The organism is Methylobacterium sp. FF17, from assembly GCF_025813715.1.
GTDB lineage: Bacteria > Pseudomonadota > Alphaproteobacteria > Rhizobiales > Beijerinckiaceae > Methylobacterium > Methylobacterium flocculans.
Genome location: NZ_CP107532.1, coordinates 4,614,514 through 4,640,695, shown reverse-complemented (window position 1 = coordinate 4,640,695; position 26,182 = coordinate 4,614,514). Strand labels below are relative to the sequence as shown.

Annotated in this window: 24 protein-coding genes; 12 read left to right on the top strand and 12 right to left on the bottom strand. The window is 70.6% G+C overall.

The genetic code is table 11. From position 1 onward, the window contains the following. The first annotated feature begins 119 nt into the window (after nucleotides 1–119). Nucleotides 120–1,055 carry a DMT family transporter gene (locus OF380_RS22245; RefSeq protein WP_264047673.1) on the top strand — a complete coding sequence of 312 codons (936 nt, stop codon included), beginning with the start codon at nucleotides 120–122 and terminating at the stop codon, nucleotides 1,053–1,055. A gap of 107 nt (nucleotides 1,056–1,162) precedes the next feature. Here OF380_RS22245 and OF380_RS22240 read toward each other — a convergent pair whose 3' ends face one another. From OF380_RS22240 to OF380_RS22225, 4 genes are all read right to left on the bottom strand, one after another. Continuing rightward, nucleotides 1,163–1,534, bottom strand: a complete 372-nt coding sequence (locus OF380_RS22240; RefSeq protein WP_264047672.1) for a response regulator — start codon at nucleotides 1,532–1,534, stop codon at nucleotides 1,163–1,165. Then, a complete protein-coding gene (locus tag OF380_RS22235; RefSeq protein WP_264047670.1) occupies nucleotides 1,527–3,533 on the bottom strand; it encodes a PAS domain S-box protein in 2,007 nt (668 codons plus the stop codon). Before OF380_RS22235 ends, OF380_RS22240 begins: the two co-directional genes overlap by 8 nt. Nucleotides 3,534–3,857: 324 nt before the next feature. Continuing rightward, nucleotides 3,858–4,469 carry a flavin reductase family protein gene (locus tag OF380_RS22230; RefSeq protein WP_264047668.1) on the bottom strand — a complete coding sequence of 204 codons (612 nt, stop codon included), beginning with the start codon at nucleotides 4,467–4,469 and terminating at the stop codon, nucleotides 3,858–3,860. A 7-nt stretch (nucleotides 4,470–4,476) separates the two neighbouring features. Continuing rightward, complete coding sequence (locus OF380_RS22225) at nucleotides 4,477–5,040, bottom strand: nitroreductase family protein (RefSeq protein ID WP_264047667.1); 564 nt, start codon at nucleotides 5,038–5,040, stop codon at nucleotides 4,477–4,479. Between the two features lie 414 nt (nucleotides 5,041–5,454). Between OF380_RS22225 and OF380_RS22220 the strand changes: the two genes are divergently transcribed. After that, nucleotides 5,455–6,306 (top strand): hypothetical protein, encoded by an 852-nt coding sequence (locus tag OF380_RS22220; protein ID WP_404810627.1) that lies wholly within the window; start codon nucleotides 5,455–5,457, stop codon nucleotides 6,304–6,306. A 135-nt stretch (nucleotides 6,307–6,441) separates the two neighbouring features. Here the strand turns inward: OF380_RS22220 and thrS are convergent, their stop codons facing one another. After that, entirely contained in the window at nucleotides 6,442–8,469 is a 2,028-nt protein-coding gene (gene thrS / locus OF380_RS22215; RefSeq protein ID WP_264047663.1) for a threonine--tRNA ligase, read from the bottom strand. A gap of 365 nt (nucleotides 8,470–8,834) precedes the next feature. Between thrS and OF380_RS22210 the strand changes: the two genes are divergently transcribed. Further along, complete coding sequence (locus OF380_RS22210) at nucleotides 8,835–10,223, top strand: 2-hydroxycarboxylate transporter family protein (protein WP_264047661.1); 1,389 nt, start codon at nucleotides 8,835–8,837, stop codon at nucleotides 10,221–10,223. Nucleotides 10,224–10,568: 345 nt separating this feature from the next. Continuing rightward, nucleotides 10,569–11,810 carry a GGDEF domain-containing protein gene (locus tag OF380_RS22205; protein WP_264047659.1) on the top strand — a complete coding sequence of 414 codons (1,242 nt, stop codon included), beginning with the start codon at nucleotides 10,569–10,571 and terminating at the stop codon, nucleotides 11,808–11,810. Here OF380_RS22205 and yidD read toward each other — a convergent pair. After that, a complete protein-coding gene (yidD, locus tag OF380_RS22200; RefSeq protein WP_264051444.1) occupies nucleotides 11,765–12,097 on the bottom strand; it encodes a membrane protein insertion efficiency factor YidD in 333 nt (110 codons plus the stop codon). The genes OF380_RS22205 and yidD overlap by 46 nt on opposite strands. 18 nt (nucleotides 12,098–12,115) lie before the next feature. After that, the gene (locus OF380_RS22195; RefSeq protein ID WP_264047657.1) at nucleotides 12,116–12,559 is read right to left on the bottom strand and encodes an iron-sulfur cluster assembly scaffold protein; all 444 of its coding nucleotides are present in this window, start codon (nucleotides 12,557–12,559) and stop codon (nucleotides 12,116–12,118) included. A 240-nt stretch (nucleotides 12,560–12,799) separates the two neighbouring features. Between OF380_RS22195 and folE the strand changes: the two genes are divergently transcribed. The 3 genes from folE (at nucleotide 12,800) to OF380_RS22180 (ending at nucleotide 15,185) form a co-directional block, all read left to right on the top strand. After that, a complete protein-coding gene (folE, locus tag OF380_RS22190) occupies nucleotides 12,800–13,642 on the top strand; it encodes a GTP cyclohydrolase I FolE (RefSeq protein ID WP_264047655.1) in 843 nt (280 codons plus the stop codon). A gap of 10 nt (nucleotides 13,643–13,652) precedes the next feature. Continuing rightward, nucleotides 13,653–14,069, top strand: coding sequence for a phosphoribosyl-AMP cyclohydrolase (hisI, locus tag OF380_RS22185; RefSeq protein WP_264047653.1), 417 nt, complete (start codon nucleotides 13,653–13,655; stop codon nucleotides 14,067–14,069). Between the two features lie 81 nt (nucleotides 14,070–14,150). Further along, complete coding sequence (locus OF380_RS22180) at nucleotides 14,151–15,185, top strand: patatin-like phospholipase family protein (protein WP_264047651.1); 1,035 nt, start codon at nucleotides 14,151–14,153, stop codon at nucleotides 15,183–15,185. Nucleotides 15,186–15,191: 6 nt separating this feature from the next. Here the strand turns inward: OF380_RS22180 and OF380_RS22175 are convergent, their stop codons facing one another. Together OF380_RS22175 and OF380_RS22170 are read right to left on the bottom strand one after the other, a co-directional pair. Beyond that, complete coding sequence (locus OF380_RS22175; RefSeq protein WP_264047649.1) at nucleotides 15,192–15,623, bottom strand: CBS domain-containing protein; 432 nt, start codon at nucleotides 15,621–15,623, stop codon at nucleotides 15,192–15,194. 177 nt (nucleotides 15,624–15,800) lie between these two features. After that, nucleotides 15,801–16,619: a rhomboid family intramembrane serine protease gene (locus OF380_RS22170; RefSeq protein WP_264047648.1), complete on the bottom strand. Its 819-nt coding sequence runs from the start codon at nucleotides 16,617–16,619 to the stop codon at nucleotides 15,801–15,803. Nucleotides 16,620–16,969: 350 nt separating this feature from the next. Between OF380_RS22170 and OF380_RS22165 the strand changes: the two genes are divergently transcribed. Both OF380_RS22165 and OF380_RS22160 read left to right on the top strand, forming a co-directional pair. Beyond that, nucleotides 16,970–17,593, top strand: coding sequence for a PAS domain-containing protein (locus tag OF380_RS22165; protein WP_264047646.1), 624 nt, complete (start codon nucleotides 16,970–16,972; stop codon nucleotides 17,591–17,593). Between the two features lie 142 nt (nucleotides 17,594–17,735). Further along, complete coding sequence (locus OF380_RS22160) at nucleotides 17,736–18,362, top strand: PilZ domain-containing protein (RefSeq protein WP_264051443.1); 627 nt, start codon at nucleotides 17,736–17,738, stop codon at nucleotides 18,360–18,362. Nucleotides 18,363–18,389: 27 nt separating this feature from the next. Here OF380_RS22160 and OF380_RS22155 read toward each other — a convergent pair whose 3' ends face one another. Continuing rightward, nucleotides 18,390–19,682: a deoxyguanosinetriphosphate triphosphohydrolase gene (locus tag OF380_RS22155; protein WP_264051442.1), complete on the bottom strand. Its 1,293-nt coding sequence runs from the start codon at nucleotides 19,680–19,682 to the stop codon at nucleotides 18,390–18,392. Between the two features lie 167 nt (nucleotides 19,683–19,849). Here OF380_RS22155 and OF380_RS22150 point away from each other — a divergent pair, with 167 nt between their 5' ends. Together OF380_RS22150 and OF380_RS22145 are read left to right on the top strand one after the other, a co-directional pair. Then, nucleotides 19,850–20,176: a HesB/IscA family protein gene (locus OF380_RS22150; protein WP_264047644.1), complete on the top strand. Its 327-nt coding sequence runs from the start codon at nucleotides 19,850–19,852 to the stop codon at nucleotides 20,174–20,176. A 163-nt stretch (nucleotides 20,177–20,339) separates the two neighbouring features. Then, the gene (locus OF380_RS22145) at nucleotides 20,340–22,154 is read left to right on the top strand and encodes a hypothetical protein (protein ID WP_264047642.1); all 1,815 of its coding nucleotides are present in this window, start codon (nucleotides 20,340–20,342) and stop codon (nucleotides 22,152–22,154) included. Between the two features lie 265 nt (nucleotides 22,155–22,419). On the opposite strand, the gene rnd is transcribed toward OF380_RS22145, so the two are convergent. Together rnd and OF380_RS22135 are read right to left on the bottom strand one after the other, a co-directional pair. Continuing rightward, nucleotides 22,420–23,571 carry a ribonuclease D gene (gene rnd, locus OF380_RS22140; RefSeq protein WP_264047640.1) on the bottom strand — a complete coding sequence of 384 codons (1,152 nt, stop codon included), beginning with the start codon at nucleotides 23,569–23,571 and terminating at the stop codon, nucleotides 22,420–22,422. Nucleotides 23,572–23,667: 96 nt separating this feature from the next. Further along, a complete protein-coding gene (locus OF380_RS22135; protein WP_264047638.1) occupies nucleotides 23,668–24,066 on the bottom strand; it encodes a WYL domain-containing protein in 399 nt (132 codons plus the stop codon). A 213-nt stretch (nucleotides 24,067–24,279) separates the two neighbouring features. On the opposite strand from OF380_RS22135, the gene aspS reads away from it, so the two are divergent. Further along, nucleotides 24,280–26,094 (top strand): aspartate--tRNA ligase, encoded by a 1,815-nt coding sequence (gene aspS, locus OF380_RS22130; RefSeq protein ID WP_264051440.1) that lies wholly within the window; start codon nucleotides 24,280–24,282, stop codon nucleotides 26,092–26,094. The last annotated feature ends 88 nt before the right edge of the window (nucleotides 26,095–26,182 follow it).

Below are 26,182 nucleotides of genomic sequence, written 5' to 3'. Positions count from 1 at the left end.
GTCGCGGCCGCGCGATGGCGGCGTTGCGCCGGGCGGCCTGTCCCCGCGCCGCGCGGCGGGATATCCCGCTCCGGGTCGCCGGCGCGGTGCCGGACCACCTTCGAGGGAGATTCCGCCCCATGCGCGTCCCGCAGAGGCCGGCCGCCGGCGGTGAGGCGGCCGCGGCCTACCCGCTCCTCGTCTTCACGATGCTGCTCTGGGGCGGCAACGTGGTGGCGAGCAAGTGGGCGGCCGGCGAGGTCTCGCCCCAGGTGCTCACCTGCCTGCGCTGGGCCTTCGCCTGCCTCGCGCTGGCCCTGCCGGCGCGGGCCGGCCTCGTGGCGGAATGGAGCCGGCTCAAGCCCCACTGGGCCTACGTGCTGCTGATGGGGGCCTGCGGCTACACCCTCTATGCCAGCCTGTTCTACGCCGCCGGCCTGTTCACCAGCGGCATCAACATCGCGCTGTTCCAGGGCGCGATCCCGGTCCTCGTCATCCTCATCAACTACGCCGTGCACCGGGTCGCGGTGACGGGGGCGCAGGCGCTCGGCGTGGCCGTGACCCTCGCGGGCGCCGCGGTGGCGGCGACGCACGGGGATTGGCGCGTGCTCGCGACCTTCGCCTTCAACCGGGGCGACGTGCTCATGCTGGCGGCCTGCCTGCTCTATGCCGGCTACACCGTGGCGCTCACGCACAGGCCGCGGGTCTCGGGCCTGAGCTTCTTCACCGCCGTCGCCCTCTCCGCCCTCGTCACCTCGCTGCCGCCCCTCTACGCCGAATGGGCGCTCGGCCACACGATCTGGCCGACCGCCAAGGGCTGGGTCATCGTGCTCTTCGTGGCGCTCGGTCCCTCGCTGGTGGCGCAGCTCGCCTTCATGCGGGGCGTCGAGCTGATCGGCCCCAACCGGGCGGGCCTCTTCGTCAACCTGGTGCCGATCTTCGGGGCCGGCCTCGCCATCCTGCTGGTGGGCGAGCCGTTCCGCTGGCACGACGCCCTGGCGCTCGGGCTGGTCATCGGCGGCATCGCCATCGCCGAGCGCCTCGGCCGCTCCCGCGGCCCCGCCCGGGCGCGCTGATCCCGGCTCCGAGCGGCGTCCGTGTGTCGAACGGGGCCGTGTGGCGAACGGGGCCGTGTGTCCAACGGGGCCTTGTCGGATTGGGCCTCGCCGGATCGGGCCTTGGCTCACCCCGTCAGGAGCGCCGCCAGCGCCGCGAGCACGGTCTCGGGCTCCACCGGCTTCTCCAGGCGGCGGATCTGCGCGTACTGCTTCGGGATGGCCGCCTGGTCGTAGCCGGTGGTGAACACGAACGGCACGGCGCGGGCGATGAGCGCATCGGCGAGGGGGTAGACGCCCTCGCCGCCGAGGTTCACGTCGAGGCTCGCGGCGTCGGGCGCCGGGCCGGTCGCCAGGAGGTGGAGCCCGTTGCGCACGGAGGCGACGGGGCCGAGCATCGCCGCGCCCGCCCCCCGCAGCGCGCCGTGGAGCTCGTCGGCGAGGAAGTACTCGTCCTCGGCGACGAGGATGCGGCGTCCCTGGAGCGTCCCGTCAGGCATTGTCCGTCCTCCCCGTCCTCATATGGCCCGAAACCGGCAGGGCGATGGTGCAGTGAACGCCGTCGGCTTCCATCGCGTAGGTGGTGCGGGCGCCGAGCTGGTAGGGCAGGGCCCGCTCGATCAGCTCGCGGCCGGCGCCGCTCGGCCGGGCCCCCTCCCCCGCCCCCATGCGGACGCCGCGCTCGCGCCAGTCCACGTGCAGCCAGGGCTCGCCTCCCGGCTCCGCCGTCTCCATGCGCCAGCGGATCTCGAGGCGCCCCCGGGGCTGCGCGAAGGCCCCGTGCTTGACCGCGTTCGTGGCGAGTTCGTGCAGGGCCAGCGCGAAGATCTGCAGGGTCGAGGAGCGCAGGGCCACGCCGGGCGGCCCCCGCAGCAGGACCTTGCCGGCATCCCCGTCGAGGGCGGAGACCTCGCTGCGGATCAGCGCGTCGAAGGTGATGCGCTCGCCCTCGCCGAGGCGGGAGAGCATGCCCTGCACGCGGGCCAGCGCCGCGAGGCGCGTCGTGTAGCGCGCCTCGAAATCCGCCAGATCCGTGCTGTTGCGCAGGGTCTTGTCGGCGGTGGCCCGCACGAGGCCCATGAGGTTGCGGGTGCGGTGCTGCAGCTCGGCGACCAGCACGCTCATGTGCTCGGCCGTGGCCTTCTCCTCCGAGATGTCCCGGCCGATGCCGCCGATCCAGCGCACCGTGCCGGCGGCGTCCCGCATCGGAAAATCCGTGTCGCGCACCCAGCGGATCTGCCCGTCGCTGGGCCGCCGGACGCGGTACTCGAAGGTGACGTGCTCCCCCGCCCTCACCCGCCGGAGGCTCGCGACGGCGCCTTCGCGGTCCTCGGGCAGGATCAGCGCGATCCAGCTCGTCATGTTGTCGCCCGCCAGCGCGGTCGCCCGGTCGAGGCCGTAGATCGTCTCGAAGGCCAGGGTGAGATACATCCACTGGAAGGTCACGGCGTCGCGCATCCAGAGCACGTCGGAGGAGGCCTCGCCGAACTGCGTGAGGCGCGCCTCGCTCTCGCGCCGGGCCTCCTCGGCCTCGCGCCGCTCCGTGACGTCCTGACCGATCTTGAGGAAGCCGCGCAGGGTGCCGTCCGCCGCCCGCAGGGTCGTGGTGGTCCCGTCGATGAACACGCGCGTCCCGTCCTTGCGCAGGTGCCAGCGCACGTTCGGCACCGAGCCCTCGCGGCGGGCCGCCTCGATCTCCCGCGCGTCCACCTGGGCCGCCCGGTCCTCCGGCGTGAACACGAGGGCGGCGGGCTGGCCGATGGCCTCCTCGGCCGTCCAGCCGTACACGGCCTGCGCGCCCGCGTACCAGTCGGTGATCCGGTCCGCGGGATCGGTGGTGAAGATGGCGTAGTCGCGGGCGTTCTCGACCACGAGGCGGAAGCGCTCCTCCGTGAAGCGCAGGGTGCTCGCCTTGCGCAGGCGGTCGATCACCGGCCCCAGGATGGCGGCGTAGGTGCGCAGGAACTCGGTGTCCTCCCGGTCGAAGTCGCGGGGTTCGGTCGCGTCCACCTGGAGCAGGCCGTAGATGTCCCCTCCGGGCATGCGGATCGGCACGCTGGCGAGGGCGACCACGCCGGCCGCCCTCATGACTTCGGGGATCATGGCTTCGGGGATCGTGGCCTCGGGGATCTCGACGCCCGTCTCCCGGCCCGCCCGGATCGCCAAGGGCTCGGGGGAACGCGCGCCCAGGAAACCCGGAACTCCGGGCAGGCGCAGCGTGCCGACGATGCCCGGCCCCCATCCGACGCCGGCCCGCACCAGCAGGCTCGGGCCCTGCTCCTGAAGCTGCTGGCTCTCCCGTGCCGGGATCGCGAGTTCCGGCGTCTCCCGTTCCAGGATCTTGGCCCGGTCGGTCCCGAGGGCGTCCGCGACGAGGCGGCAGGCCTCGGTGAGCACGTGGTCCAGGTCCTCGCTGCCCAGGGCGAACTCGCCGAAATCGGCGAGCACCCGCTGGCGCTTCATCGCCCGGGCGGGGTCGAACCGGGCGGGGTCTGGCATGGCGGCTCCTGGGCCTGGGCGCCGGAAGTCCCGGGCGCGGGGCCCAAGCCCGAGTCTCAGGCGAGGCCCAAGGTCGCGGGCCTGCGGCAAACCGTCAATCACATGGGTGATACGGCGTCCCGTCGACGGGTTCGCAGGGTCGGGACGACAAAGACGGGGCCCTCTCCTTCGGGAGAGGGGACGCGAGGGTGCGCAAGTCCGGCACCCCCTGTGTTTCTGGATCCCGGGCTCCGCTGCGCGGCCCCGGGATGACGGGGTGCTGCAAGGGGGTTTTCAACCAGCAGGTCCGGATCTGCGATCGCCCTGCCTCGGGTGCGTGGCCCCCTACCCGCCCCCGCCCTTCGGCCGGCGCAGTTCGAACCGGGTCTCGGACTCGGCGGTGAAGTAGTCGAAGGCGCCGCCGCGCAGGATCGGCCGCATGGCGCCGGTATCGACGAGGCCGTCCCTGATGAAGCGGTCGTCGATGTAGATCGAGACCACCTGCCCGATCACCAGGAAATGCGAGGCGTCGCTGCCGTCGAGGGGGGTGAGCGGCACCGTCTGGAGCCACTTGCATTCCACGGCGGCCGGCGATTCGGCGACGCGGGGCGGGCGGACCTTGCGCGACGGCGCCGGGGTCAGCCCCGCATGGGCGAACTCGCTCTGGCCCCGGGGCAGCGGGGCCGAGGTGGCGTTCACCGCCTCGCGCAGGTCGAAGGTCGCGACGTTGCAGACGAACTCGCCGCCCTCCTCCGCGAAGGTCATCGCGTCCTTGCGCCCCGACGAGGAGAACATGACCATGTCGGGGCCGGCCGCCACGAGGTTGAAGTAGGAATAGGGCGCGAGGTTCACCGCCCCCGTCCGGTCCATGGCGCTGATCCAGCCGATCGGGCGCGGGGCCACCAGGGCCTTCAGGGGATTGTGGGGCAGCGTCCGGTTCTCGGAATCGTAATGCATGGCGCCCTCAGAGCCGGGTGACGATGTCGGCGAGGTCCGGGCGGGGCCGGTCGGGCGGCACCTCCCCCGCGCGCCCCACATGGATGAAGCCCGCCAGACGCTCGCTCGGCTCCAGGCCGAGCGCGTCGAGGATGCGCCGGTCATAGGCGAACCACTCGGTGAGCCAGGCGGTGGCGAACCCGGAGGCGTTGGCCGCCACGACGAGGTTCATCGCCACCGCGCCCGCCGAGAGCACCTGCTCCCATTCGGGGATCTTCACGTGCGGCCCGGCCCGCGAGACCACCGCCACCACCAGGGGCGCCAGCGCGAGGCGGTTGCCCTCCAGCGCGAGGCGGGCGGCGTCGGCCTCCGGATGGTCGTCGGCATAGGCCTGCGCGATGATCGCGCCGACCCGGCTGCGGGCCTCCCCGGCGATCACCAGGAAGCGCCAGGGCGCGAGCTTGCCGTGGTCCGGCACCCGCGCGGCGATCGCCAGGATCGCGTCGAGTTCGGCGGGATTCGGCCCCGGCTCCTCCAGGCGGAGCGGCGGGACGGAGCGGCGGGTGCGCAGGAGGTCGAGGGTGGCGTTCATGGAAACCCCGGGACAGGATCGGAGAGGGGGACGGGGCGGCGCCGTCCTTCGGGCCCTGCCGCCGCGCGCTCGGCGTCGAGAGCTTGCCATCGCGGCCTTGCCGCCGCCATGGTCCGGCGCCAGAGGCGGGGACCGGTCGAGACATGTCGCGCCGGGCGCGGACGAGACAGGGTGCGCCGGGCGCGGACCAGACATGGCGCGCCGGGCGCGGACCAGACATGGCGCGCCGGGCGCGGATTGGCAACGCCGGACGGGATGCGGGGAGAGTGCGGAATGGCGCGGGCGGGGAACGGATCGAGCCTTCCGGGCGGCGCTGCCCTCGCGTGCTGCGCCCTCCTGCGCCTCGTCGCGCCCGCCGGCGCCCAGGATGGCGGCTTCCAGAACCGGATCGGGCCCAATCTCCCCTCGCCCTCCATGCCTTCTCCCGCCATGCCTTCCCCTGCCATGCCTGCCCCCGCCCTGCCGTCTTCCGGGATGTCCGGGCCGGGCGTGCCGCCGCTGCCGAATGAGGCGAGCGCGGCCCTGACCCTCGCGGCGGTGTTCGCGGGCGGCGACAAGCCCCTGCGCTCGGGGCTGGCCTGGCGGGTCTACGAGGACCGGGCGGACGCCCGGCCCGGCATCGTCGCCCGTTCGGAGGCCGCCGAGCCGAGCTTCACCCTGGCGCCGGGCACCTACGTCGCCACCGTGACCTACGGCTTCGCCAGCGCCTCGCGCCGCGTGGTGATGGCGGGCCAGCCCGTCTCCGAGCAGCTCAAGGTCAATGCCGGCGCGCTCCGGCTCTCGGGCGCCATCGGCGACGTGAAGCTGAGCCCCGACCAGCTCGCCTTCTCGGTCTTCGTGCCGATCGGGACGAACTCCGAGGGCCGCCTCGTGCGCAGCGGCGTCAAGGCGGGGGAACTCCTGCGCCTGCCCGAGGGCACCTATCACGTGGTCTCGACCTATGGCGGCTCCAACGCGATCCAGCGCGCCGACCTCAAGGTGGAGAACGGCAAGGTCACGGACGCCACCCTCAACCACCGGGCCGCCACCCTGACCCTGAAGCTGGTCGCCGCCGAGGGCGCCGAGGCCTTCGCCGGCACCGCCTTCTCGGTGCTGACGCCGGGCGGCGACACCATCCGCGAGGCCATCGGCGCCTTCCCGCAGGTCACCCTGGCGGAGGGCGACTACGTCCTCATCGCCCGCCACGACGGGCAGGTCTACACCCGCGAGTTCAAGGTCGAGAGCGGCCTGAACCGCGACGTCGAGGTCCTCGCCAAGGCGAGCTGACCGCGGGTCACCGGCGGACCGGCACCGCGCAAGCCGCGCCGCGGGAGTTTTACACCGCGATGCGGCGCATCCGGGCCCGCGATGCGGTCCCATGCGCCGCCTGATGCAGCCGCCCGTGCCGGATGATGCACCGAATCAGGGCGTCGGGGCTTCGCCGTGCTTCGCGTCCAGGGCGACATCTTCGCTCGGCACGCCCTCGGCCACCGCCTCCGCGCGAATGCGATCCGGGGCGGTGGCCTCCGCCACCAGGGCGGCCAGGGTCTCGTCGAGCCCGCCGGTGCGGGTGTGCTGGCTGCCCAGCCGCCGCACCGAGACCGTGCGCTCCTCGCCCTCCTTGCGGCCCACCACCAGCATCACCGGAACCTTGGCCAGGGAGTGCTCGCGGACCTTGTAGTTGATCTTCTCGTTGCGCAGGTCCGACTCCACCCGCAGCCCGAGGCGCGTCGCGGCGGCGACCACCTCGCGCGCATAGGGGTCGGCATCCCCCGTGATGGTGGCGACCACCACCTGCACCGGCGCCAGCCAGAGCGGGAAATGCCCGGCGAAGTGCTCGATCAGGATCCCCGTGAACCGCTCCAGCGAGCCGCAGATGGCGCGGTGGACCATGACGGGCGGCTTCTTGCCGCTCTCGGCGTCGACGTAGAAGGCGCCGAAGCGCTCCGGCAAGTTGAAGTCGACCTGCGTGGTGCCGCACTGCCAGTCGCGCCCGATGGCGTCGCGCAGCACGTACTCGAATTTCGGCCCGTAGAAGGCGCCCTCCCCCGGGTTGATCGCGGTCCTGATCCGCCCGGCCGACTGCTCCTCGATCTGGGCCAGCACCCGGGTCATGACCTCCTCGGCATGGTCCCAGAGCGCGTCCGAACCGACCCGCTTCTCGGGGCGGGTCGAGAGCTTCACCACGATCTCGCCGAAGCCGAAATCGGCGTAGGTGGAGAGGATCAGGTCGTTGATCTTGAGGCACTCGTCGGCCAGCTGGTCCTCGGTGCAGAAGATGTGCGCGTCGTCCTGGGTGAAGCCGCGCACCCGCATCAGGCCGTGCATGGCCCCCGACGGTTCGTAGCGGTGGACCACGCCGAATTCGGCCATGCGCAGCGGCAGATCGCGGTAGGACTTCAGGCCGTGCTTGAAGATCATCACGTGCCCGGGGCAGTTCATCGGCTTCAACGCGAACCAGCGCTTGTCCTCGGCCTCGTCGCCGGCGCTCTGGGCCGCGAACATGTTCTCCCGGTACCAGCCCCAGTGGCCGGAGGTCTCCCACAGGGCCTTGTCGAGGATCTGGGGGGCGTTGACTTCTTGGTAGTCGCCACGCAGGCGCCGGCGCATGTAGGCGATCAGCTCCTGGAACACGGTCCAGCCCTTGGCGTGCCAGAACACGACGCCCGGCCCCTCCTCCTGGAAGTGGAACAGGTCCATCTCGCGCCCCAGGCGCCGGTGGTCGCGGCGCTCGGCCTCCTCCAGGCGGTGCAGGTAGGCGTCGAGGTCCTCCTTGGTGGCCCAGGCGGTGCCGTAGATGCGGGTCAGCATCGGGTTGTTGGAATCGCCCCGCCAATAGGCGCCCGCCACCTTCATCAGCTTGAAGGCGGTGCCGACCTTGCCCGTCGAGGTCATGTGCGGGCCACGGCAGAGGTCGAACCAGTCGCCCTGCCGGTAGACCTTGAGGTCCTCGCCCGGCGGGATCGCATCGACCAGCTCGACCTTGTAGGTCTCACCCTTCTCCGCGAAGAGCGCCCGGATGTCGTCGCGCTTCCAGACCTCCTTCGTGAAGGGGGCGTCGCGCGCGATCAACTCGCGCATCTTCGCCTCGATCTTCGGGAAGTCCTCCGGCGTGAAGGGCTCGTCCTTGGCAAAGTCGTAGTAGAAGCCGTTCTCGATCACCGGCCCGATGGTGACCTGCGTGCCCGGCCACAGGGCCTGCACCGCCTCGGCCAGCACGTGGGCGCAATCGTGCCGGATCAGCTCCAGGCTGCGCGGGTCGGTGCGGTCGAGGAACTCGATGCGGGCATCCTGCTCCACGAGGTCGTCGAGGTCGCGCACGGTGCCGTCCAGCGCCATCGCGACGGTGCGCTTGGCCAGCGACTTGGCGATACCCTCGACGATGGCGCGTCCGGTGATCGCGGCCTCGTAGCTGCGGGTGTTGCCGTCGGGGAAGGTCAGGGTCGGCATGGCCGGTGGGCTCCTGGGAGGCTCACTCCTGCGTACGCGGCAGGTAAGCGGGGGCGGGTTGGGCGGGACGGGATCGGGGCGACCGCCGACGCGGCGCCGCGCCGGGCCGTTTAGACCCATTCGCGGCGCGAAGGAACGCGAAACCGCAGGCGGTCCCGGTCCGCCCTCGGGCCTGACAATTCTCGAGGATCCTCAATCACCGCGTCTCGCGGTAGCGGCCGATCAATTGACAACGTGGGCGCGAGGCGACTGATGCTGGCCCGTGGCCGCGCTCGCGCGCACGGTCGAGAGCAAGAAAAAATCCACGCCACAGCCGAAAAGTCCGGTCCTGACGGGGCGAAGGGCTTTCGCCGGGAGACACGCTCATGCCGAGCCCAGCACAGACGGCACATCCCGAGGGCATCGCGGGCAGCACGACGGCGCCCCGGCCGGGCGGACAGGCTGCGCGGTTCTGGCCGCAGGGCTGGTGGCGCCTCGTCGACATCCAGATCGGCATCATCCCGCTGCCGGTCTACCTGATCCTGGTGGGCCTGCTCTGGGTGCTGACCGCCGAGGGCGAGATCAAGGCCGATGCGCCGACGATGATCGCCGTCCTGGTGCTCGGCGGCTTCACCTGCGCGGAGATCGGCAAGCGCCTGCCGGTGCTGCGCCAGATCGGGGCGGGGGCGATCTTCGCCACCTTCATCCCCTCCGCGCTGGTCTACTACGCGCTGATCCCGGGGCCGATCGTCAAGGCGATCACGGATTTCACCAAATTCACCAACTTCCTCTATCTCTACATCGCGGCGATCATCGTCGGCAGCATCCTGGGCATGGACCGGGCGGTGCTGATCAAGGGCTTCCTCAAGATCTTCGTGCCCCTCGGCCTCGGCTCCCTGGCGGCCGCTTGCGTCGGCACCCTGGTGGGCACGCTGCTCGGGCTCGGGGCGCACCACACATTCTTCTTCATCGTCGTGCCGATCATGGCCGGCGGCGTCGGCGAGGGCGCGATTCCCCTCTCCATCGGCTACGGCGGCATCCTCGGAATCCCGCAGGGCGACGTCTTCGCCCAGGTGCTGCCGCCGGTGATGCTGGGCAGCCTCACGGCGATCATCCTGGCCGGCACCCTCAACTGGGTCGGCAAGCGCAAGCCCCACCTCACCGGCGAGGGCCGGCTGCAGCCCGACACCGAGAACGACATGGAAGCGGCCCGGCCCGCGGAGACCGGCCCGATCGACGCCGCCACCGTGGCGGCGGCCGGCCTCACGGCGGTGACGCTCTATCTCCTCGGCGTGATGTGCCACCACCTCACCGGCCTGCCCGCCCCCGTGGCGATGCTCTTCCTGGCGGTGCTGGCCAAGCTCGCCAGCGCGGTCTCGCCCCGGCTCCAGGCCGGCGGCTTCATCGTCTACAAGTTCGTGCAGGTCGGCATGACCTACCCGCTGCTCTTCGCCATCGGCGTCTCGCTGACGCCCTGGGACAAGCTGGTCGCGGCCTTCACGCTTCCGAACCTCATCACCATCGTGGCCACCGTCGTCACCCTGATGGGGACCGGCTACCTCGTCGGGCGCCGCCTCGGCATGTATCCGATCGAGGCCGCTATCGTGAACGCCTGCCACAGCGGCCAGGGCGGCACCGGCGATGTCGCAATCCTCACCGCCGCCAACCGGATGGCGCTGATGCCCTTCGCCCAGATCGCCACCCGCATCGGCGGCGCGCTCATGGTCACGGGAACCCTGGTGTTCCTGAAGTGGATCACCGCGGCGCCGGTCTGAGCCTTGCGCCCGGACTTCGGGCCAAGGCCTTGAATCCAGACCTTGGCTCGGCCTCCGCACCCCGTGGCGGAACGCGGGTCTCCGGGATTTCGAGGAGGTCCGGGGGCGCCGCCTCGTTCGGCGCTATCACGCGATCGTGATCGAATGTTCGCGGCCCATCGTCGGATCTCAACTGGATTCATGCGGTCCGCGTGCAATCGACCGGTCCGGATAAACGGGCTTTAAGAAATGCCGGACTAGCGATGATTGGATCAGGCTGAAGGGCAAAATGCTCTGAAGGGCGATTGAGCAGACCTGCTCCCGGGCAGGTCTGGCATGTTTCGATAGCATATCAATCTAATGAACATGACGGACCAAGAGGAGGCAGATCAGGGCGGAGCGCTGCTCAGCCAGGTCGAGGCTGAGCTTCGGCGACCCTGGACGAGGATCAACTTCGCTCCTGCGGTCGAAGGTCTGTATCAGGGCGCGATCGAGCGGGCCCGCACGCGGCATTACATCCTCTGCCATCTCTCGGGGCTGATGGTGTTCGATCTGTTCGTCTTCATCAACGCCCTGGTCATCCCCGATGTCCTCGTGCCGACGATGATCGTCGATTTCGTGGTCCTGACCCCGTCGCTGCTCGTTCTGGTCTGGCTGATGCACCGGCGGATCGTGCCCGCGACCGTCGCCAGCACGGCCTTCCTGTTCCCGATCCTCCTCGCGATGCTGGGCCTGATGCTGGCCTCGCGTGCTCAGAACGCCGTGATGGTCGCCTTCGCGATCCCGATGATCATGGTCTATGCGAGTATCGCCCTGCCGCTTCCGGTTCTGCAGGCGGGCATCGTTTCGCTCGGCGCCACGCTCCTCACGGCCTTCGCGGTGGCCCTTCACCCCGGCTTCGATCTCGGGGGCGGCCTCTTCGCGGTCATGCTCAACGCCTCGATGGCGGCCTACCTGATCGTCGCCGCGTTCCGCAACGAGATCAACGAGCGCCGCTTCTACCTCCTGGGCCTGCGTGACACCCTGCATTCCGAGGGTCTGCGCACGTGGAACCGGAGGCTGCTCAGCCTGTCCGACACTGATGGACTGACCGGCGTCGGCAACCGCCGGTCGTTCGATGCCCGCCTGGAGGCCGCCTGGCAGCGCAACGGTCTCTCCGAGGCGCCCGTCGCCCTGATGATGATCGACATCGACAACTTCAAGCGTCTCAACGACACCTACGGGCATCTCGGCGGCGACGAGTGCCTGCGCGAGGTGGCCGGGATCGTCGGCCGGACGATACGCAGCCCGGCCGCGACCACCTTCCGCTACGGCGGGGAGGAATTCGCCGTGATCCTGAGCGGACCGGAGGCCGAGCGGGTCGGCCTGATCGCGGAGCGCATCCGGGTTGCGGTCGAGGCCGCCCGCATCAGCCTCCCGAGCGGCCCGCCCGGAGGACTCGGCGTCACCGTGAGCATCGGGTGCGCCGCGATGGTGCCGGATGCCGGTCTGCCGCAGCAGACCCTGATCTCCATCGCCGATGCGGCCCTGTACAGGGCCAAGCAGAAGGGACGGAACCGGGTTCAGGTCGGACCCGTCGATCCCGGCACGGCCCTGCAGGTCGCCTGAGACTCCGGTCCGTTGACGCCTCGCCAGCGCCCATAGGTCCAGGGCCTGAACCAGGCGGCGCGCGCCGGCAGCGTCTCCGGCACGAGATCGATGCCGTGGGTGCCGAAGGGGCCGCAGCGGCAGATCCGCGAGAAGCCGATCCAGCTCCCGGCCCAGATTCCGTGTCGCTGGATCGCTTCGTCGGTGTAGCTGGAGCACGAGGGCCAGTGTCGGCACTGCCGCCCGATCAGGCTTGACAGGGTGAGCTGGTAGCCCCGGATCGCCCCATGGGCGAAACGGCGGAGCAGGAGCTTCGATGTCATGCCCTACTCAGCCGCCACCACGCCAGCCTCGATTCGGTCGAGGGCGTCCACCACCGCGTCGAAGGTCAGGAGCGTCGAAGCGTGACGGGCCTTGAAGTCGCGCACCGGCTCCAGCACCGCGAAGTCCGCCCACTCGCCCGCGGGCGCCGGACCGTTTTCCTTGAGCATCCGCCGCATCTCGGCGCGGACCGCGCGCAATTCTTCGGCCGTGGCGCCGACCACGTGACGTGCCATCAGCGAGGACGAGGCCTGGCCGAGCGCGCAGGCCTTCACCTCGTGGGCAAAATCGGTGACCCGGCCGTCCGCCACCGCAAGGTCCACCGTGACGGTGGAGCCGCAAAGCTTCGAATGCGCGGTGGCGCTGGCATCCGGGGCGGCCAGACGCCCGAGACGCGGGATGTCGGCGGCCAGTTCGAGGATGCGACGGTTGTAGATGTCGTCGAGCATGGCATTCCGTTCCACTTGCCGTTCCGCCGGGACGACCGGACGCGAAGCCGGCTTCCGATCCCGGAGGTCTGATCCGCTCGGGCCGCATTGCGCGACGGCGCGATAACGACGATATAGGCCCCCACGCACCGTTTCGCGAGGAGGCGGCTCGTCGACCCGGGCCGCGCCCACGGCCAGGGTTGCGCCACGGCAGACGGCACCGTCCGGGCATCGGCCGCCCTCCGGCCCCATGGTTCGACGATGTACGCAAAGCCTGACAGCCACCCGATGACGACCCGGATCGCCCGGGCGGAAGATGCCATGGATGCCGCGCTCAAATCCCTCTCCTACCGCCTGACCGAGACGGAGGAATCCGGGATGGAACCGACCCGACCGAATGGTGGCCTCGCCGCAATGCGCAACGACAATGCGCGCACCACCGAGCTGCCCGTACCCACCGCGCCCGAGATCGTTCCGGAAATCGCGCCCCTTCCTCCGTCCGCCCAGCGGGTGCCGGAGGCCATCGCCACCGGCCGCCCGAGCCGTGAGGAGGCCGAGGCCGCCGTGCGTACGCTCCTGCGCTGGGCCGGCGACGACCCGAACCGCGAGGGCCTGCGCGACACCCCGGCGCGGGTGGTGAAGGCCTACGGCCAGATCTTCGGCGGCTACAGCCAGGATGCCGATGCGCTCCTGGAGCGAGTCTTCGAGGAGGTCGAGGGCTATTCCGACATCGTGCTCGTGCGCGACATCCCGTTCTACTCCCATTGCGAGCACCACATGGTGCCCTTCATGGGGCTGGCGCACATCGCCTATTACCCGACCAAGGGGGTCGTCGGCCTCTCGAAGCTCGCCCGCGTGGTGGACACCTTCGCCCGCCGCCTGCAGACCCAGGAGACCATGACGGCGCAGATCGCCGACGTGATCGAGAGCATCCTGAAGCCGCGCGGCATCGCCGTGATGGTGGAGGCCGAGCATCTCTGCATGGCGATGCGCGGCGTCCAGAAAGCCGGCGTCTCGACCATCACCACTCAGTTCCGGGGCGCGTTCCGGAACGACGCCAACGAGCAGGTCCGCTTCCTCACCCTCGTGCGCAACAAGTCCTGAGACGCCTGCGATGACGACCGTCCTGCCCGCGCCGGGCACGCGGGCCGAAGTCGAGGAAGGGGCGGTCTTCACCCCCCGCTTCGACGCCCACGGCCTCGTGTCCTGCATCGCCGTCGACGCTACGGATGGGCGGGTGCTCATGCTCGCCCACATGAACGCCGAGTCCCTGGCACGGACCCTGGAAACCGGCGAGGCCTGGTACTGGTCGCGCTCGCGCGGCGAACTCTGGCACAAGGGTGCCACCAGCGGGCAGGTCCAGCGCGTGGTCGAGATGCGGGTCGATTGCGATCAGGACGCCGTGCTGATCCGGGTCGAAGTCGGCGGAGATGGCGGCTGCTGCCACACCGGGCGACGGGCCTGCTTCTATCGCCGCGTCGAGCACGATCCGGCGACCGGCCAGGTGATCCTACGGGGCGCCGATGCCTGATCGAGGCGCGATGCGGACCTGTCCGATGCGGGTCCGGCCCCGCAGCGACGTCTGTGTCCCCTGTCCCTGCGCTTCGTGTCGATGATGTGGGATGGCCTGTCCCCGGGGCCGGCCCGGGTCGAGGTCCGGCAGGTCGCGCCCACGCGCGCGCGCTTTCCCGCCGGTGCCGTCGAGCCCGTGGCGGCGCCCCCAACCCCCGGTCCCCGCATCGGCCTCGCGCTCGGCGGCGGCTCGGCCCGGGGCTGGTCGCAGATCGGGGTGATCGAGGTGCTGGAGGAGGCCGGCATCCACCCGGCCGTGGTGGCGGGCTGCTCCATCGGCGCAGTGGTGGGGGGCTGCTACGCGGCGGGCCAACTCGGCCTGCTCAAGGCCTTCGCCCTGTCGCTGACCCGGCGCAGCGTGATGGGCCTCCTCGACCTTCGGCTCCGCTCCGGCCTCATCGCCGGTGACCGCCTGAAGCGGCGCCTCCAGCACGACCTCGCCGATCGCCGCATCGAGGGCCTGCCGATCCGCTTCGCCAGCGTCGCCACCGACCTCGACAGTGGCGAGGAGGTCTGGCTCACGCGAGGCTGCCTCGTGGAAGCCCTGCGCGCCTCCTACGCCCTGCCGGGCATCTTCCCGCCGGTGCGCTGCGGCGGCCGACTCCTCCTCGACGGGACCCTGGTCAACCCGGTTCCGGTGACGATCGCGCGGGCCCTCGGGGCCGACCTCGTGATCTGCGTGAATCTCAACGGCGACCCGCGCACCGCCGGCGTGCGGGAGGCGGCGCCCGCGCGGGTCACGGCTGAGGCCGTGCTCCCCGTCCCTCGCCGGCCCCGACGCTGGATTCTGCGCCGTCCGGGGCCGCGCGTCACCGAGGTCGAGCGGGCAAACGGCCTCGCCACCCCCGGCATGGCGCGGGTGATGCTCGACGCGTTCAACATCACCCAGGACCGGATCTCGCGGGCACGCCTCGCCGCCGATCCCCCCGATATCGCCATCGTTCCGCGCCTGGCTGGCATGGGCCTATTCGAGTTCCACCGGGCGGCCGAGGGGATCGCCCTCGGCCGCGAGGCGGCGCGCGCCGCCCTGCCGCAGATCCGCAGCCTCGCCGCGGCCGCCGCCGCGCGGACCTGACGCCGTTCAGGCCATGGTGATGTAGTCGCGCATCGCTTGGTGTTCGGCCTCGACGGCCTCGATCCGGCGCTTCACCACGTCGCCGATGGAGATGAGGCCCGCGAGACGGCCCGCCTCGACTACGGGCACGTGGCGGAATCGGCCCTCGGTCATGAGGTGCATCACGTCCTCGATGCTGCTCTCACGGGTGCAGGTGGTGACCTCGGCCGTCATGTGCTCGGAGACCAGAGCGTCGAGCGCGTTGGCTCCCTTGGCGGCCAGCGCCCGCATGATATCGCGTTCGGAGAGGATGCCGCGCACCGCGCCCTCTGCATCGCTGACGACCACGGCGCCGATGCGCTTCTCGGCCAGAAGGTGGATGGCCTCGTCGAGGGTGCGCTGCGGCTCCACCGTGACGACGGAGCGACCCTTCTCGGCGAGGATGCGGGCAACGGTCATGGGCGGGTCCTTTCCTAAGTCTTCAGATTGCCTGGGCGGCCGGGCTCGGGAACGACCGCCGCCCGGCGCTGCATCGCCTGATAGTGTGGCCCTCCCGCCCATATGGCAAGATCCCGCATATCCTCTGGGGGTAGACGGCACCATAATTCAGATGACTGGCCCGGATGGCGCAGTGGTTCAGCGCCGGTAGCGATCGATCAGCGGCAGCAGGAAGAAGCCCGCGATGAAGCCGCCGAGATGCGCGTCCCACGCCACCGACGTCGCTTCGGCCCCAAGCGGCAGGGCGATGACCCCGAACAGGAAGTTCGTCGCGAGCCAGATCGCCAGGAACACCACCGCCGTGCGGTTGCGCATCAGTTCCGGTATCGTCTGGAGGGGCGGCGGGGCGGGCACCTGCCAGGGCTGGCCGCCACCGGCGTACACGGGGGGCGGCCGGAACACGAAGCGTGCCGCCGCCGCCATCAGGGCGGAAACCCCGGCCGAGGCGCCGATCAGGGGGGCCGTGCTCAGCGGGTCGAGGGCGACGTGCAGGATACCGCCCGCCACCGCGCCGACGAGCGCCACGAGGGCGTAGCGCCAGGGACCGTAGCGCCGGGCCACCGGAGAGCCGAAAGCGGCGAGCCAGATGGTGTTGAAGATCACGTGCATCCAGGACCCGTGCAGCAGCGCGTAGGTCGCGAAGGTCCAGGGCATCGCGGCGGGCTCGGCCACCACGTAGTGGGCGAAGGCCTGACGGGCCTGAACCGCTTCAGGGTCGCCGGCCAGGGTCGCGGCGGCCGAGAGCAGGTCCGCGGCACGGGCGGGATCGAGGGCGACGCTCCAGCGTCCGGGGATCAGCGCGAGTTCGATCAGCGCGGTGATGTCCCAGGTATCCGGCAGCACGAATTCGCGCAGACCGTGGATGCCGACGAGCACGCCGATCGACGCGGTGACGACGCCCGGCATGTTGAAGATCGGAACGTGGTCCCGGCGGGGCGGATCGGGGGTGGCATCCATGCCGCCACCATGTCGGCCCCTGACCCGGGGCGGCAACCCCCGCCGGGGCGAAAGAGCGGGAGCCCGCAGAAATGACGCGCCTCGGCTCATGCGATGCTCCGGCCCCAAAGCGTCGGGAGGTGCGGGGCGGGAAAAGCGGAAGGCCACGGCGTGGTGCCCTCTTCCCGAAACGGACGGTGGACAACCCTGCCCAGCCGTTAACCTTGACTGAAACTTAACGGGGCGCGGAAAAGGCGGACGGCATAGGCTGTGCGCCGCACGGAGCCTGATCCTTCGGGCGTGGCCGGAACCGCGTCGAAGATTCCGAATTCGAGACGGTTCATCGCCGGGCCGCGCCAATGTGGGACACCATGAAGCATCCGACCAGCCGCATGCTCCACAGCTACTGGGACCGCCTGCGCCGCGAGCGTGCCGCGCCCGAGCGCAGCGAGATCGAACCGGGCGAGATCCGCACGCTCCTGGCGGACAGCCTGATCCTGGAGGTGGACATGACCCGTGCGGCGGCATCGGTCCGGCTCGCCGGTACCCATGTCTGCGCCCTGTTCGGGCGCGAGTTGCGGGGGCGCGCCTTCGGCGAGATCTGGGGCGTCACCGACGCCGATCCCTGGCGCCTGGTCGAGGCGGTGGCCCTCGATACGGTCGGGGTGGTGGCGGGCCTGCGCGGCACCACGGAGCGCGAGGAGGCCATCGACCTCGAATTGCTGCTGCTGCCCCTGCGCCACCACGGCGAGACCCAGGCGCGCATCCTCGGTGCCCTCAGTCCGACTTGCGTCCCTCACTGGCTCGGGATCCGGCCGGTCACGCGCCTCCAGACGACCTCCATGCGCGTCCTGGGTCACGAAACGTTGGGGCATGAAGCGGCCTCCGGTCGCCCCGATGCCGGGGCGACGCTGCGCAACCTGCCGGAGCCCGCCAACGACACCGCTCCGCTCCGGCGCGGGCATCTGCTCGTCCACCGGGGCGGCCGGGCCTGACCGCGAGGTGTCGTCCGCCGGTTGCAGGGTGGGACGCAGCACGGCTTTTTCCGGACACCCTGAGAGGGCTGAGCAAAGCTTTCGTAACCTGGGGCTCCTAGTATTGGGGGAATGAGTCCTCGATGTGAGCCGTCCCTCCCCCATGATCGAGGCCGCCGTCCGTCCCGCCCCGAAGCCGAGCCGTGAGGCGAGGGCCGCCGACCTGCGCCGCCACCAGCGCGTCAAGGTCTCGCTGCTCGGGCGCTACATGCTCGCGGATCGCCGGGAATTCCCGTGCCAGACCGTGGATATGTCCCCGGGCGGCGTCCGGCTGACCTGCGCCGCCCTCGGCGAGATCGAGGAGCGCGTCGTGCTCTACCTCGAACATATCGGGCGGATCGAGGGGACTATCGCCCGCCTGCTGCCCGGGGGCTTCGCCGTCCGGCTCAGCGCCACCCTGCGCAAGCGCGACAAGATCGCCTCGCAGCTCACCTGGCTCGCCAACCGCGACAGCCTTGGCCTGCCGGAGGGACGGACCCACGAGCGTCTCACGCCCCACGTGACCGGCGTGGTCCTGCGCCTCGAGAGCGGCCGCGAGGTCGCCGCCCGCATCATCGACATCTCCATGTCGGGCGTCGCCCTCACCACCGCCACGGCCCCGCCCCTCGGCACGAGCCTGATGGTCGGGCGCACGCCGGGCCGGGTGGTGCGCTACTTCGAGGGGGGCATCGGCGTGCACTTCATGCTGCCGATCTCCCCTGACCTGTTCCATGAGGGGCTGACGCTCTGAGCGGCCGCCTCCGCGCAGATCGCGGGATCACGGCTCCGTCAACGGGAGGCCCCGGCTGTTCGGGCTCCAATGCAGGTCCGGCGTCGTGCTGAACAGGGCCTTGTGGGCGAGGACCGCGTAGGTGTCGGTCATGCCCGCGATGTAATCCGCGACCCGGCGGGCGATGCGGCCCGGCTCCGCGCCGTCCAGCCCTGCCGACCATTCCTCCGGCATTGCGCCGGGTTCGGCGGTGAACCGCGCGAACAGGTCGGACACGATGACATTGGCCTTGGCCCGCACCGCGAGCACGCCCGGGTGGCGGTACATCCGGGCGAACAGGAAGGTCTTGATCTGCGCATCGGCCTGCGCGATCGCGGGTGAGAAGGCAATGACGGGCGCCGCCGCCCCGCGGATGTCCGCCACCGAGCCGGGGTCCAGGGCTGCGATGCGCCGGGTGCTCTCGGTGATCACGTCCTCCACGAACCGGGTGATGACGCGCCGCGCCAGCTCGTGAATCTTTCGCGATGCTTCGAGGTTCGGGTGGAGATGCGCGATCTCGTCGAGCAGGCCGCGCAGGAACGGCACCTCGGCCAGATCCGTGAAATCGAACAGGCCGGCGCGCAGGCCGTCGTCGAGATCGTGGCTGTCGTAGGCGATGTCGTCGGCGAGCGCCGCCGCCTGCGCCTCCGGCCCGGCGAAGCGGGCGAGTTCGAGGTCGTTGAGGGCGTTGTACTCGAGGATCGCGGCCGGGATACCGCGTTCCGCCCAGCGCGGAGTCGGGCGGCCATCGGCCTCCAGCAGGGGGCCGTTGTGCTTGACGAGGCCCTCCAGGGTCTCCCAGGCGAGGTTGAGCCCGTCGAAGCCGGCATAGCGCCGTTCCAGCCGGGTCACGATGCGCAGGGCCTGGGCATTGTGGTCGAAGCCGCCCTGCGCCGCCATGCAGGCATCGAGGGTATCCTCCCCCGTATGGCCGAAGCAGGTGTGGCCGAGGTCGTGGCTCAGGGCCAGCGCCTCCGCGAGATCCTCGTCGAGGCCCAGGGCCCGGGCGAGCGCCCGGGCGATCTGGCTCACCTCGAGGGTATGGGTGAGCCGCGTCCGGTAATGGTCGCCCTCGTGATGGACGAAGACCTGGGTCTTGTGCTTGAGGCGCCGGAAGGCCGAGGAATGGATGATGCGGTCCCGGTCGCGCTGGAAGTCGCTGCGGGTCGGAGAGACGGCCTCCGGAATGAGACGCCCGCGCGTGGCAGCGGGATCGGTGGCATAGGCCGCCCGCCAGCGCTCGCCGCGCGACCGCTCGCCGCCGGTGTCACGCCCCGCCTGCGCCGTTCCCGCTCTGCCCACCTGCTCCACGTCGCCTCCTCGCCCGAACCGCCCCTCGGCCCCCCGGCGCCACGCCGCGTTGCAGCATCAGGTTGCGAGGCATATCTTGTGTTTCATCGCAGTCCTGGCAATCGACGATTCCCAGCGATCGACGGATCTGGCGACCGACGGATCTCACGAGCATCACGATGGCCGATATCACCCTGACGCCCCGCGCCGCCAAGCGCATCAACGAGATCATGGGAGCCGAGCCCCCCGGGGCTTCCCTGCGGATCAGCGTGAACGGCGGCGGCTGCTCCGGCTTCTCCTACGCCTTCGACATCGAGCGGGCGCGGGCCGCCGACGACATCGCGATCGAGCGCGACGGCGCCACCGTCCTCGTCGATCCGATCTCGCTGGAATACATGAGCGGCGCGACGATCGATTTCGTGAATGACCTGATCGGGCAATCCTTCAAGATCGAGAACCCCCAGGCGACCGCCTCCTGCGGCTGCGGAACCTCGTTCTCGCTCTGAGCCGTTCACGTCGTGATCGGTGCTGCCCGTGATCTGTGCGGCCCGTGATCCTGGGGCGCCGGGTCGCGGCGCGCCGCACTGCGATTGCCTCATGGGTGAAACTGCGGCACGGATGAGCCCCTTCCCCGACGGCGCCCCTGAAGCCAGCGATCCGGATAAGCCCATGACCTGCTCGAAAGGCCGCCCCCTCCGTGCGTGGGCGACCGGCGCCTCGGCCTGCGTCCTCATCCTCCTCGGCGCAGGCCTCGCCGCGCAGCCGCGTCCGGTGCTGGCCCAGGAGGCGGCCTCGGCGGTACAGGACGTGACCCTGCAGGACGTGACCCTCGTCTTCGGCGAAACGGTGCTGCGGGTGCCGCGGCTCACCGCGAGCGGGACCCGTCTCTCGAAGGACGAACTCTCCACCCTGCTGAAGCCCGGTCCGGGCGAGGCCTGGCCGGTGCGCCTGACCCGGCTCGACGCCGCGAGCCTCGTGATCCCGGAACTGCGGGTGGAGCGCGCCGCCTCCGCCGCGGCCGGGCCGGTGGTGACCTATCGCGACGTGGTGGCCCGTGACGTCCGCGCCGGGCGCATCGCCGAACTGACGGCCGCAGGGGCCTCGATCCTCGTCGAGGCCGGGCCGCAGAAGGGCACCGGCACCTATGGCCGCCTGCGTGCGACGGACCTAGACCTCGCGGTGCTGGCGCGCCTCTACGGCGAGCCCGGAGACGGTAAGAGCGCCCTCCAGAGGGTCTACGCCACCTTCTCGATGGAGGATGTGGCCTACGTGGACGCGCGCGGGACCGCCGTCACCATGGCGCGGGTCGAGGGCCGCGACCTCAGCGGCCGCCAGATCCCGGCGACCTGGACCGGGGCGCTCCAGGCGTTCGCCGGCGTCGATTACGAGAGGCTCGCTCCCGTCGAGCGTTCGCGCCTGATGAACCTGGGGGCGGATCTCGCCGAGGCGGTCTCCATCGGTACCCTGGAGGCCACCGGCGTCAGCGTGCAGGAAGCCAAGCCCCGGGATGCCTTCCGCCTGGGCGTCGCGCGGCTCCTGATGACGGGTGCGGGCGCGGCGCTGGAGGACATCACCTTCTCGGGCGCCGACGGCGCCAAGGCTCGCCTCGGCCGGCTCGCCCTGGACGGCTTCTCCCTCGCCCCCACCGTCGCGGCCCTGCGCAAGCTCGCTGCCCTTACCGGCGAGCCCTCGGAAGCCGACCTGCGCCTCCTGGCCCCGACCATCGGCGCCCTCGCCCTGAAGGATCTGAGTCTCGACCTGCCGCCCGAGCCGCATCCCGTCCGTGACCCGGCGGCCAAGGCGCTCGCACCGATGCATGTGGGCCTGCGGGACGCGGCGCTGACGCTGGCCCCCCCGCGCGACGGGGTGCCGACCGCCGGTCGCCTCAGCCTGTCGGGCCTGACCCTGCCGGCCTCGGCGGTGGAAGGGGTGCCGGGTCTCGGCTCGCTCGGCCTCTACGGTTACCGCGACCTCGATCTGAACCTCGTGGCGGACACCTCCTGGGACGCGGCCACCAAGGAACTGAAGCTCGGCGAGGTCTCCGTCTCGGGCAAGGACATGGGCTCCGTGCGCATCAACGGCATGCTCGGCGGCATCGGCCCGGAGGTGTTCAATCCGGATGTCGCCATATCGAGCTTCGCGATGCTCTCGGCCACGGCCAAGGCCATGGACCTCACCATCGAGAATGGCGGCCTGTTCGACCGCTTCATCGCGGCGCAGTCGAAGGTGCTCAGCCTCAAGCCCGAGGAGTTGAAGCAGGAATACGTCACTGCGAGCGTCTTCGGCGTGCCGGCGATCCTCGGCAATTCGGTCGGCGCCAAGGCGGTCGGTGCCGCCATGGGCCAGTTCGTCACCAAGCCCGGCACCCTGTCGCTGAGCCTCCGCCCCAAGAACGGCACCGGCATCGGCATGCTGGAATTCGGCGCGGCCCTGACCCCGGCGGCCCTGTTCGACCGGCTCGAGGTCAACGCGAAGGCCAATTGAGGCCAGGTCAATCGAGGCGAGGCTGACCTTGAGCCGGTCCGGTTAAACTCGGGCCCGCGGGTCGGTACGCTGGCCTCGTGCCTTCAGCGGGCTTCTGCCCGGGCGAGTTCCCGGCCCTCGCGACGCGGATCACCCGATCCTTCGGGAGCCGGCGGGTGAGACCCGCGCTGGCGAACCGCTGCGGATCGGTCCCGCTCGCGAGGAAGCCGCGCGTTGGTCAAAGGGGCTCGCCGTCGATCCCCCGGCGGGCACCCTCGGCGCGGGTTCACGCCAGTTCGCGCACCACCACTCGGCCGCGCTCGGCCGAGAGCGCGAGGCGGCCGCTCTTGAGGGCGAGCGCCTTCTCCCCGAACAGGGTCCGGCGCCAGCCGTGCAGCACCGGCACGTCGGCGTCGTCGTCCTCCGCGATGGCTTCGAGATCGTCCACCGTGGCGATGATCTTCGGGGCAACGCCCTCGGTCTCGCACACGGCCTTGAGCAGCACCTTGAGCAGCTCGACCAGCGCGCCGTTGCCGCCCCGGCTACGGGTACGCTCAGGCAGGGCGATGTCGGACAGGTCGCGGACGAAGCCCCGCTCCACTGCCGCGAGGATGTCGGTGCCGGTGCGCGAGCGCTCGAAGCCGGCCGGGATCGAGCGCAGGCGCCCGAGCGCCTCGACGCTGCGCGGGGCCGAGGTCGCGACATCGATCACCGCCTCGTCCTTGAGGATGCGCCCGCGCGGCACGTTGCGGCTCTGCGCCTCGCGCTCGCGCCAGGCGGCGACCTCCATCAGAACGGCGATCTCGCGGGGCTTGCGCATCCGCCCCGAGAGACGACGCCACGCGGAGGCCGGATCGGCCCGGTAGGTCTCCGGCGAGGTGAGCACGCTCATCTCCTCGTCCAGCCACTCGCCGCGGTCGGTGGAGAGGAGCTGGCCCGCCAGCACCTCGTAGACCTTCACGAGGTGGGTCACGTCCGAGAGGGCGTAGCTCAGCTGCGCGTCGGAGAGCGGCCGGCGCGACCAGTCGGTGAAGCGCGAGGACTTGTCGACCTTCGCCTTGGCGACGTCGTTGACGAGCTGCTCGTAGGAGACCGAATCGCCGTAGCCGCAGACCATCGCGGCGACCTGCGTGTCGAAGAACGGCTGCGGCAGCAGGCCCCCGAGGAGCCAGATGATCTCAAGGTCCTGGCGGGCGGAATGGAACACCTTCACCACGCCCTCGTCGGCCATCAGCGCAAAGAAGGGCGCGAGGTCGAGCCCGGCGGCCAGGGGGTCGACGAGCACGCCCGTCCCGTCCGGTGACGCCATCTGGATGAGGCAGAGCTTGGGATAGTAGGTCGTCTCGCGCATGAACTCCGTGTCGACCGTCACGAAGGGATGCGCGGAGAGGCGGGTGCAGGCCTCGGCCAGGTCCGCTGTGGTGGTGATCAGATCCATGGATCGGCTATACCGAAGGTTCTCGCCTCAGGCGAGGGAGCCCGGCGCGCGTCCCCGGAATTCCCGTTTCCGGGGACGCGCGCTGACGTCGAATCGTCAGGCCGCCAGAGGTTTCCCCTGCGGCGGCCGTCTGCCGGCCGCTCGCCGCAGGGCGGTGCGCTCCCGACGCTGCGCCTCGGCCCGGGCCAGCAGCCAGTCGAGGATGCCGGCCTCGATCCGCGTGGCGCTGCCCGGATCGGTGAGCCGGCGGATCCGATCGGCGCGGAATCCGCGATAACCGCCCCGGCCCCGGTCGATGCCGCCGAGCAGCGTCCGACCCGGCCCGAGCTTCAACTCACGGGCGTCCACCCGCCGGGTGCTCCAGGCCCCGCGCGAGTCTTCGTAGACGATCTCGAAGGTGCCTTCGAGCGGCAGGACGCGCCAACGGCCCTCCTGTCGCTCGCTCGCTTCAGGGGCGGGCGCGGGGGGCGCGGGATCCGACGGCGCCTGCCTCATGATCTCGAAAAAAGCGTTGGAATTCATAGGGATGATATGGGGATTGCGAGGCGGATCCGGAAGGGCTCCGCCCCCCGGCGCGAACCCTGTGATGCCGCGTTTCGGGTGTCCCAGCCCTGACGCCCCAACTTGACTTGGCGCCCCCCGCGTGAATGGTGCGCCGCTCAATCCCAAAAGCCCGTGATCCGTCAGCCCGTGATGCAACAGCCCGCCATGCACCGTTATCGGACCCATACCTGCGGGGCGCTCCGGCCGTCCGATGTCGGCGCGAGCGTCCGCCTCTCCGGCTGGTGCCACCGCATCCGCGACCATGGCGGCGTGCTGTTCATCGACCTGCGCGACCATTACGGCCTGACCCAGTGCGTGGTGGACTCCGATTCGAAGGCCTTCCAGGCCGCCAACGCGGCCCGCTCGGAGTGGGTCATCCGCATCGACGGCCGGGTCCGCACGCGGCCCGCCGGCACCGAGAACCCGGACCTGCCCACCGGCACGGTGGAGGTCTATATCGACGACCTCGAGGTGCTCGGCCCCGCAGGCGAGTTGCCGATGCCGGTCTTCGGCGATCACGACTACCCGGAGGAGACGCGGCTCAAGTACCGCTTCCTGGATCTCCGCCGCGAGAAGCTGCATGCCAACATCATGAAGCGCGGCGCGATCATCGATTCGCTGCGCCGCCGGATGCGCGACGGCGGCTTCTTCGAGTTCCAGACCCCGATCCTCACCGCCTCCTCGCCGGAGGGCGCACGCGACTACCTCGTGCCGTCCCGCGTCCACCCCGGGAAATTCTACGCGCTGCCGCAGGCCCCGCAGCAGTTCAAGCAGCTGACGATGATCGCGGGCTTCGACCGCTACTTCCAGATCGCGCCCTGCTTCCGAGACGAGGATGCGCGGGCCGACCGGAGCCCGGGCGAGTTCTACCAGCTCGACATCGAGATGAGCTTCGTCACGCAGGAAGACGTGTTCCAGGCGGTGGAGCCGGTCCTGCGCGACGTCTTCAAGGAATTCGCCGAGGGCAAGCGCGTCACTGAGACCTTCCCGCGCATCCCCTATGCCGAGGCGATGCTGAAGTACGGCGTCGACAAGCCGGACCTGCGCAACCCGCTGATCATCGCCGATGTGACGGACGCGTTCGCCCGCGAGGACGTGGCGTTCAAGGCGTTCAAGGGCGTGATCGCTTCCGGCGGCGTGGTCCGGGCGATCCCCGCCACGGGCGCAGCGACCCAGTCGCGCTCGTTCTTCGACAAGCTCAACGACTTCGCCCGGTCCGAGGGCGCGCCAGGCCTCGGCTACATCATCTTCGAGGACGACAACGGCACGCTCACCGGCAAGGGGCCGATCGCCAAGTTCATTCCGGCCGAGGTCCAGGCGCTGATCGCGGAGAAGACCGGCACGAAGGCCGGCGACGCGGTGTTCTTCTCCGCCGGCACCGAGGGCAAGGCAGCGGCTCTCGCCGGCAAGGCCCGCATCCGCATCGGCGACGAACTGAACCTGTCGGACAAGGACCAGTACGCCTTCTGCTGGATCACCGACTTCCCGATGTACGAGTGGAACGAGGACGAGAAGCGGATCGACTTCTCGCATAACCCGTTCTCGATGCCGAACTTCGATCGGGAGGCGTTCCTGGCGCTGGACCCGTCGGAGGCCGAGACCATCCTGGGCATTAAGGCGTTCCAGTACGACATCGTCTGCAACGGCACCGAGCTGTCCTCGGGCGCCATCCGCAACCATCGCCCCGACGTGATGGAGAAGGCCTTCGGCATCGCCGGCTACGGCGTCGAGGTGCTGGAGGAGAAGTTCGGGGGCATGCTCAACGCCCTGAAGCTCGGCGCCCCCCCGCACGGTGGCATCGCGCCGGGAATCGACCGCATCGTCATGCTGCTCTGCGGCGAGCAGAACCTGCGCGAGGTCGTGCTGTTCCCGATGAACCAGCGCGCCGAGGACCTGATGATGGGCGCTCCGGCCGAGGCCACGCCAAAACAGTTGCGCGAACTTCATATTCGTCTCAACTTGCCCGAGAAAAGTGCCTGAGGCAGTCCGCAGCGTCGGTTTTCCGGACGGGACGGTGGCTTAGGTCGAACTTGATCGATCCGAGTTGTCCATGCGCCCCGCATCCACG

Coding starts and splice junctions, on each gene's coding strand:
- OF380_RS22245 (WP_264047673.1), top strand. CDS start 120: ATGCGCGTCCCGCAGAGGCCGGCCGCCGGCGGTGAGGCGGCCGCGGCC.
- OF380_RS22240 (WP_264047672.1), bottom strand. CDS start 1,534: ATGCCTGACGGGACGCTCCAGGGACGCCGCATCCTCGTCGCCGAGGAC.
- OF380_RS22235 (WP_264047670.1), bottom strand. CDS start 3,533: ATGCCAGACCCCGCCCGGTTCGACCCCGCCCGGGCGATGAAGCGCCAG.
- OF380_RS22230 (WP_264047668.1), bottom strand. CDS start 4,469: ATGCATTACGATTCCGAGAACCGGACGCTGCCCCACAATCCCCTGAAG.
- OF380_RS22225 (WP_264047667.1), bottom strand. CDS start 5,040: ATGAACGCCACCCTCGACCTCCTGCGCACCCGCCGCTCCGTCCCGCCG.
- OF380_RS22220 (WP_404810627.1), top strand. CDS start 5,455: ATGCCTTCTCCCGCCATGCCTTCCCCTGCCATGCCTGCCCCCGCCCTG.
- thrS (WP_264047663.1), bottom strand. CDS start 8,469: ATGCCGACCCTGACCTTCCCCGACGGCAACACCCGCAGCTACGAGGCC.
- OF380_RS22210 (WP_264047661.1), top strand. CDS start 8,835: ATGCCGAGCCCAGCACAGACGGCACATCCCGAGGGCATCGCGGGCAGC.
- OF380_RS22205 (WP_264047659.1), top strand. CDS start 10,569: ATGACGGACCAAGAGGAGGCAGATCAGGGCGGAGCGCTGCTCAGCCAG.
- OF380_RS22195 (WP_264047657.1), bottom strand. CDS start 12,559: ATGCTCGACGACATCTACAACCGTCGCATCCTCGAACTGGCCGCCGAC.
- folE (WP_264047655.1), top strand. CDS start 12,800: ATGTACGCAAAGCCTGACAGCCACCCGATGACGACCCGGATCGCCCGG.
- hisI (WP_264047653.1), top strand. CDS start 13,653: ATGACGACCGTCCTGCCCGCGCCGGGCACGCGGGCCGAAGTCGAGGAA.
- OF380_RS22180 (WP_264047651.1), top strand. CDS start 14,151: ATGATGTGGGATGGCCTGTCCCCGGGGCCGGCCCGGGTCGAGGTCCGG.
- OF380_RS22175 (WP_264047649.1), bottom strand. CDS start 15,623: ATGACCGTTGCCCGCATCCTCGCCGAGAAGGGTCGCTCCGTCGTCACG.
- OF380_RS22170 (WP_264047648.1), bottom strand. CDS start 16,619: ATGGATGCCACCCCCGATCCGCCCCGCCGGGACCACGTTCCGATCTTC.
- OF380_RS22165 (WP_264047646.1), top strand. CDS start 16,970: ATGAAGCATCCGACCAGCCGCATGCTCCACAGCTACTGGGACCGCCTG.
- OF380_RS22160 (WP_264051443.1), top strand. CDS start 17,736: ATGATCGAGGCCGCCGTCCGTCCCGCCCCGAAGCCGAGCCGTGAGGCG.
- OF380_RS22150 (WP_264047644.1), top strand. CDS start 19,850: ATGGCCGATATCACCCTGACGCCCCGCGCCGCCAAGCGCATCAACGAG.
- OF380_RS22145 (WP_264047642.1), top strand. CDS start 20,340: ATGACCTGCTCGAAAGGCCGCCCCCTCCGTGCGTGGGCGACCGGCGCC.
- rnd (WP_264047640.1), bottom strand. CDS start 23,571: ATGGATCTGATCACCACCACAGCGGACCTGGCCGAGGCCTGCACCCGC.
- OF380_RS22135 (WP_264047638.1), bottom strand. CDS start 24,066: ATGAGGCAGGCGCCGTCGGATCCCGCGCCCCCCGCGCCCGCCCCTGAA.
- aspS (WP_264051440.1), top strand. CDS start 24,280: ATGCACCGTTATCGGACCCATACCTGCGGGGCGCTCCGGCCGTCCGAT.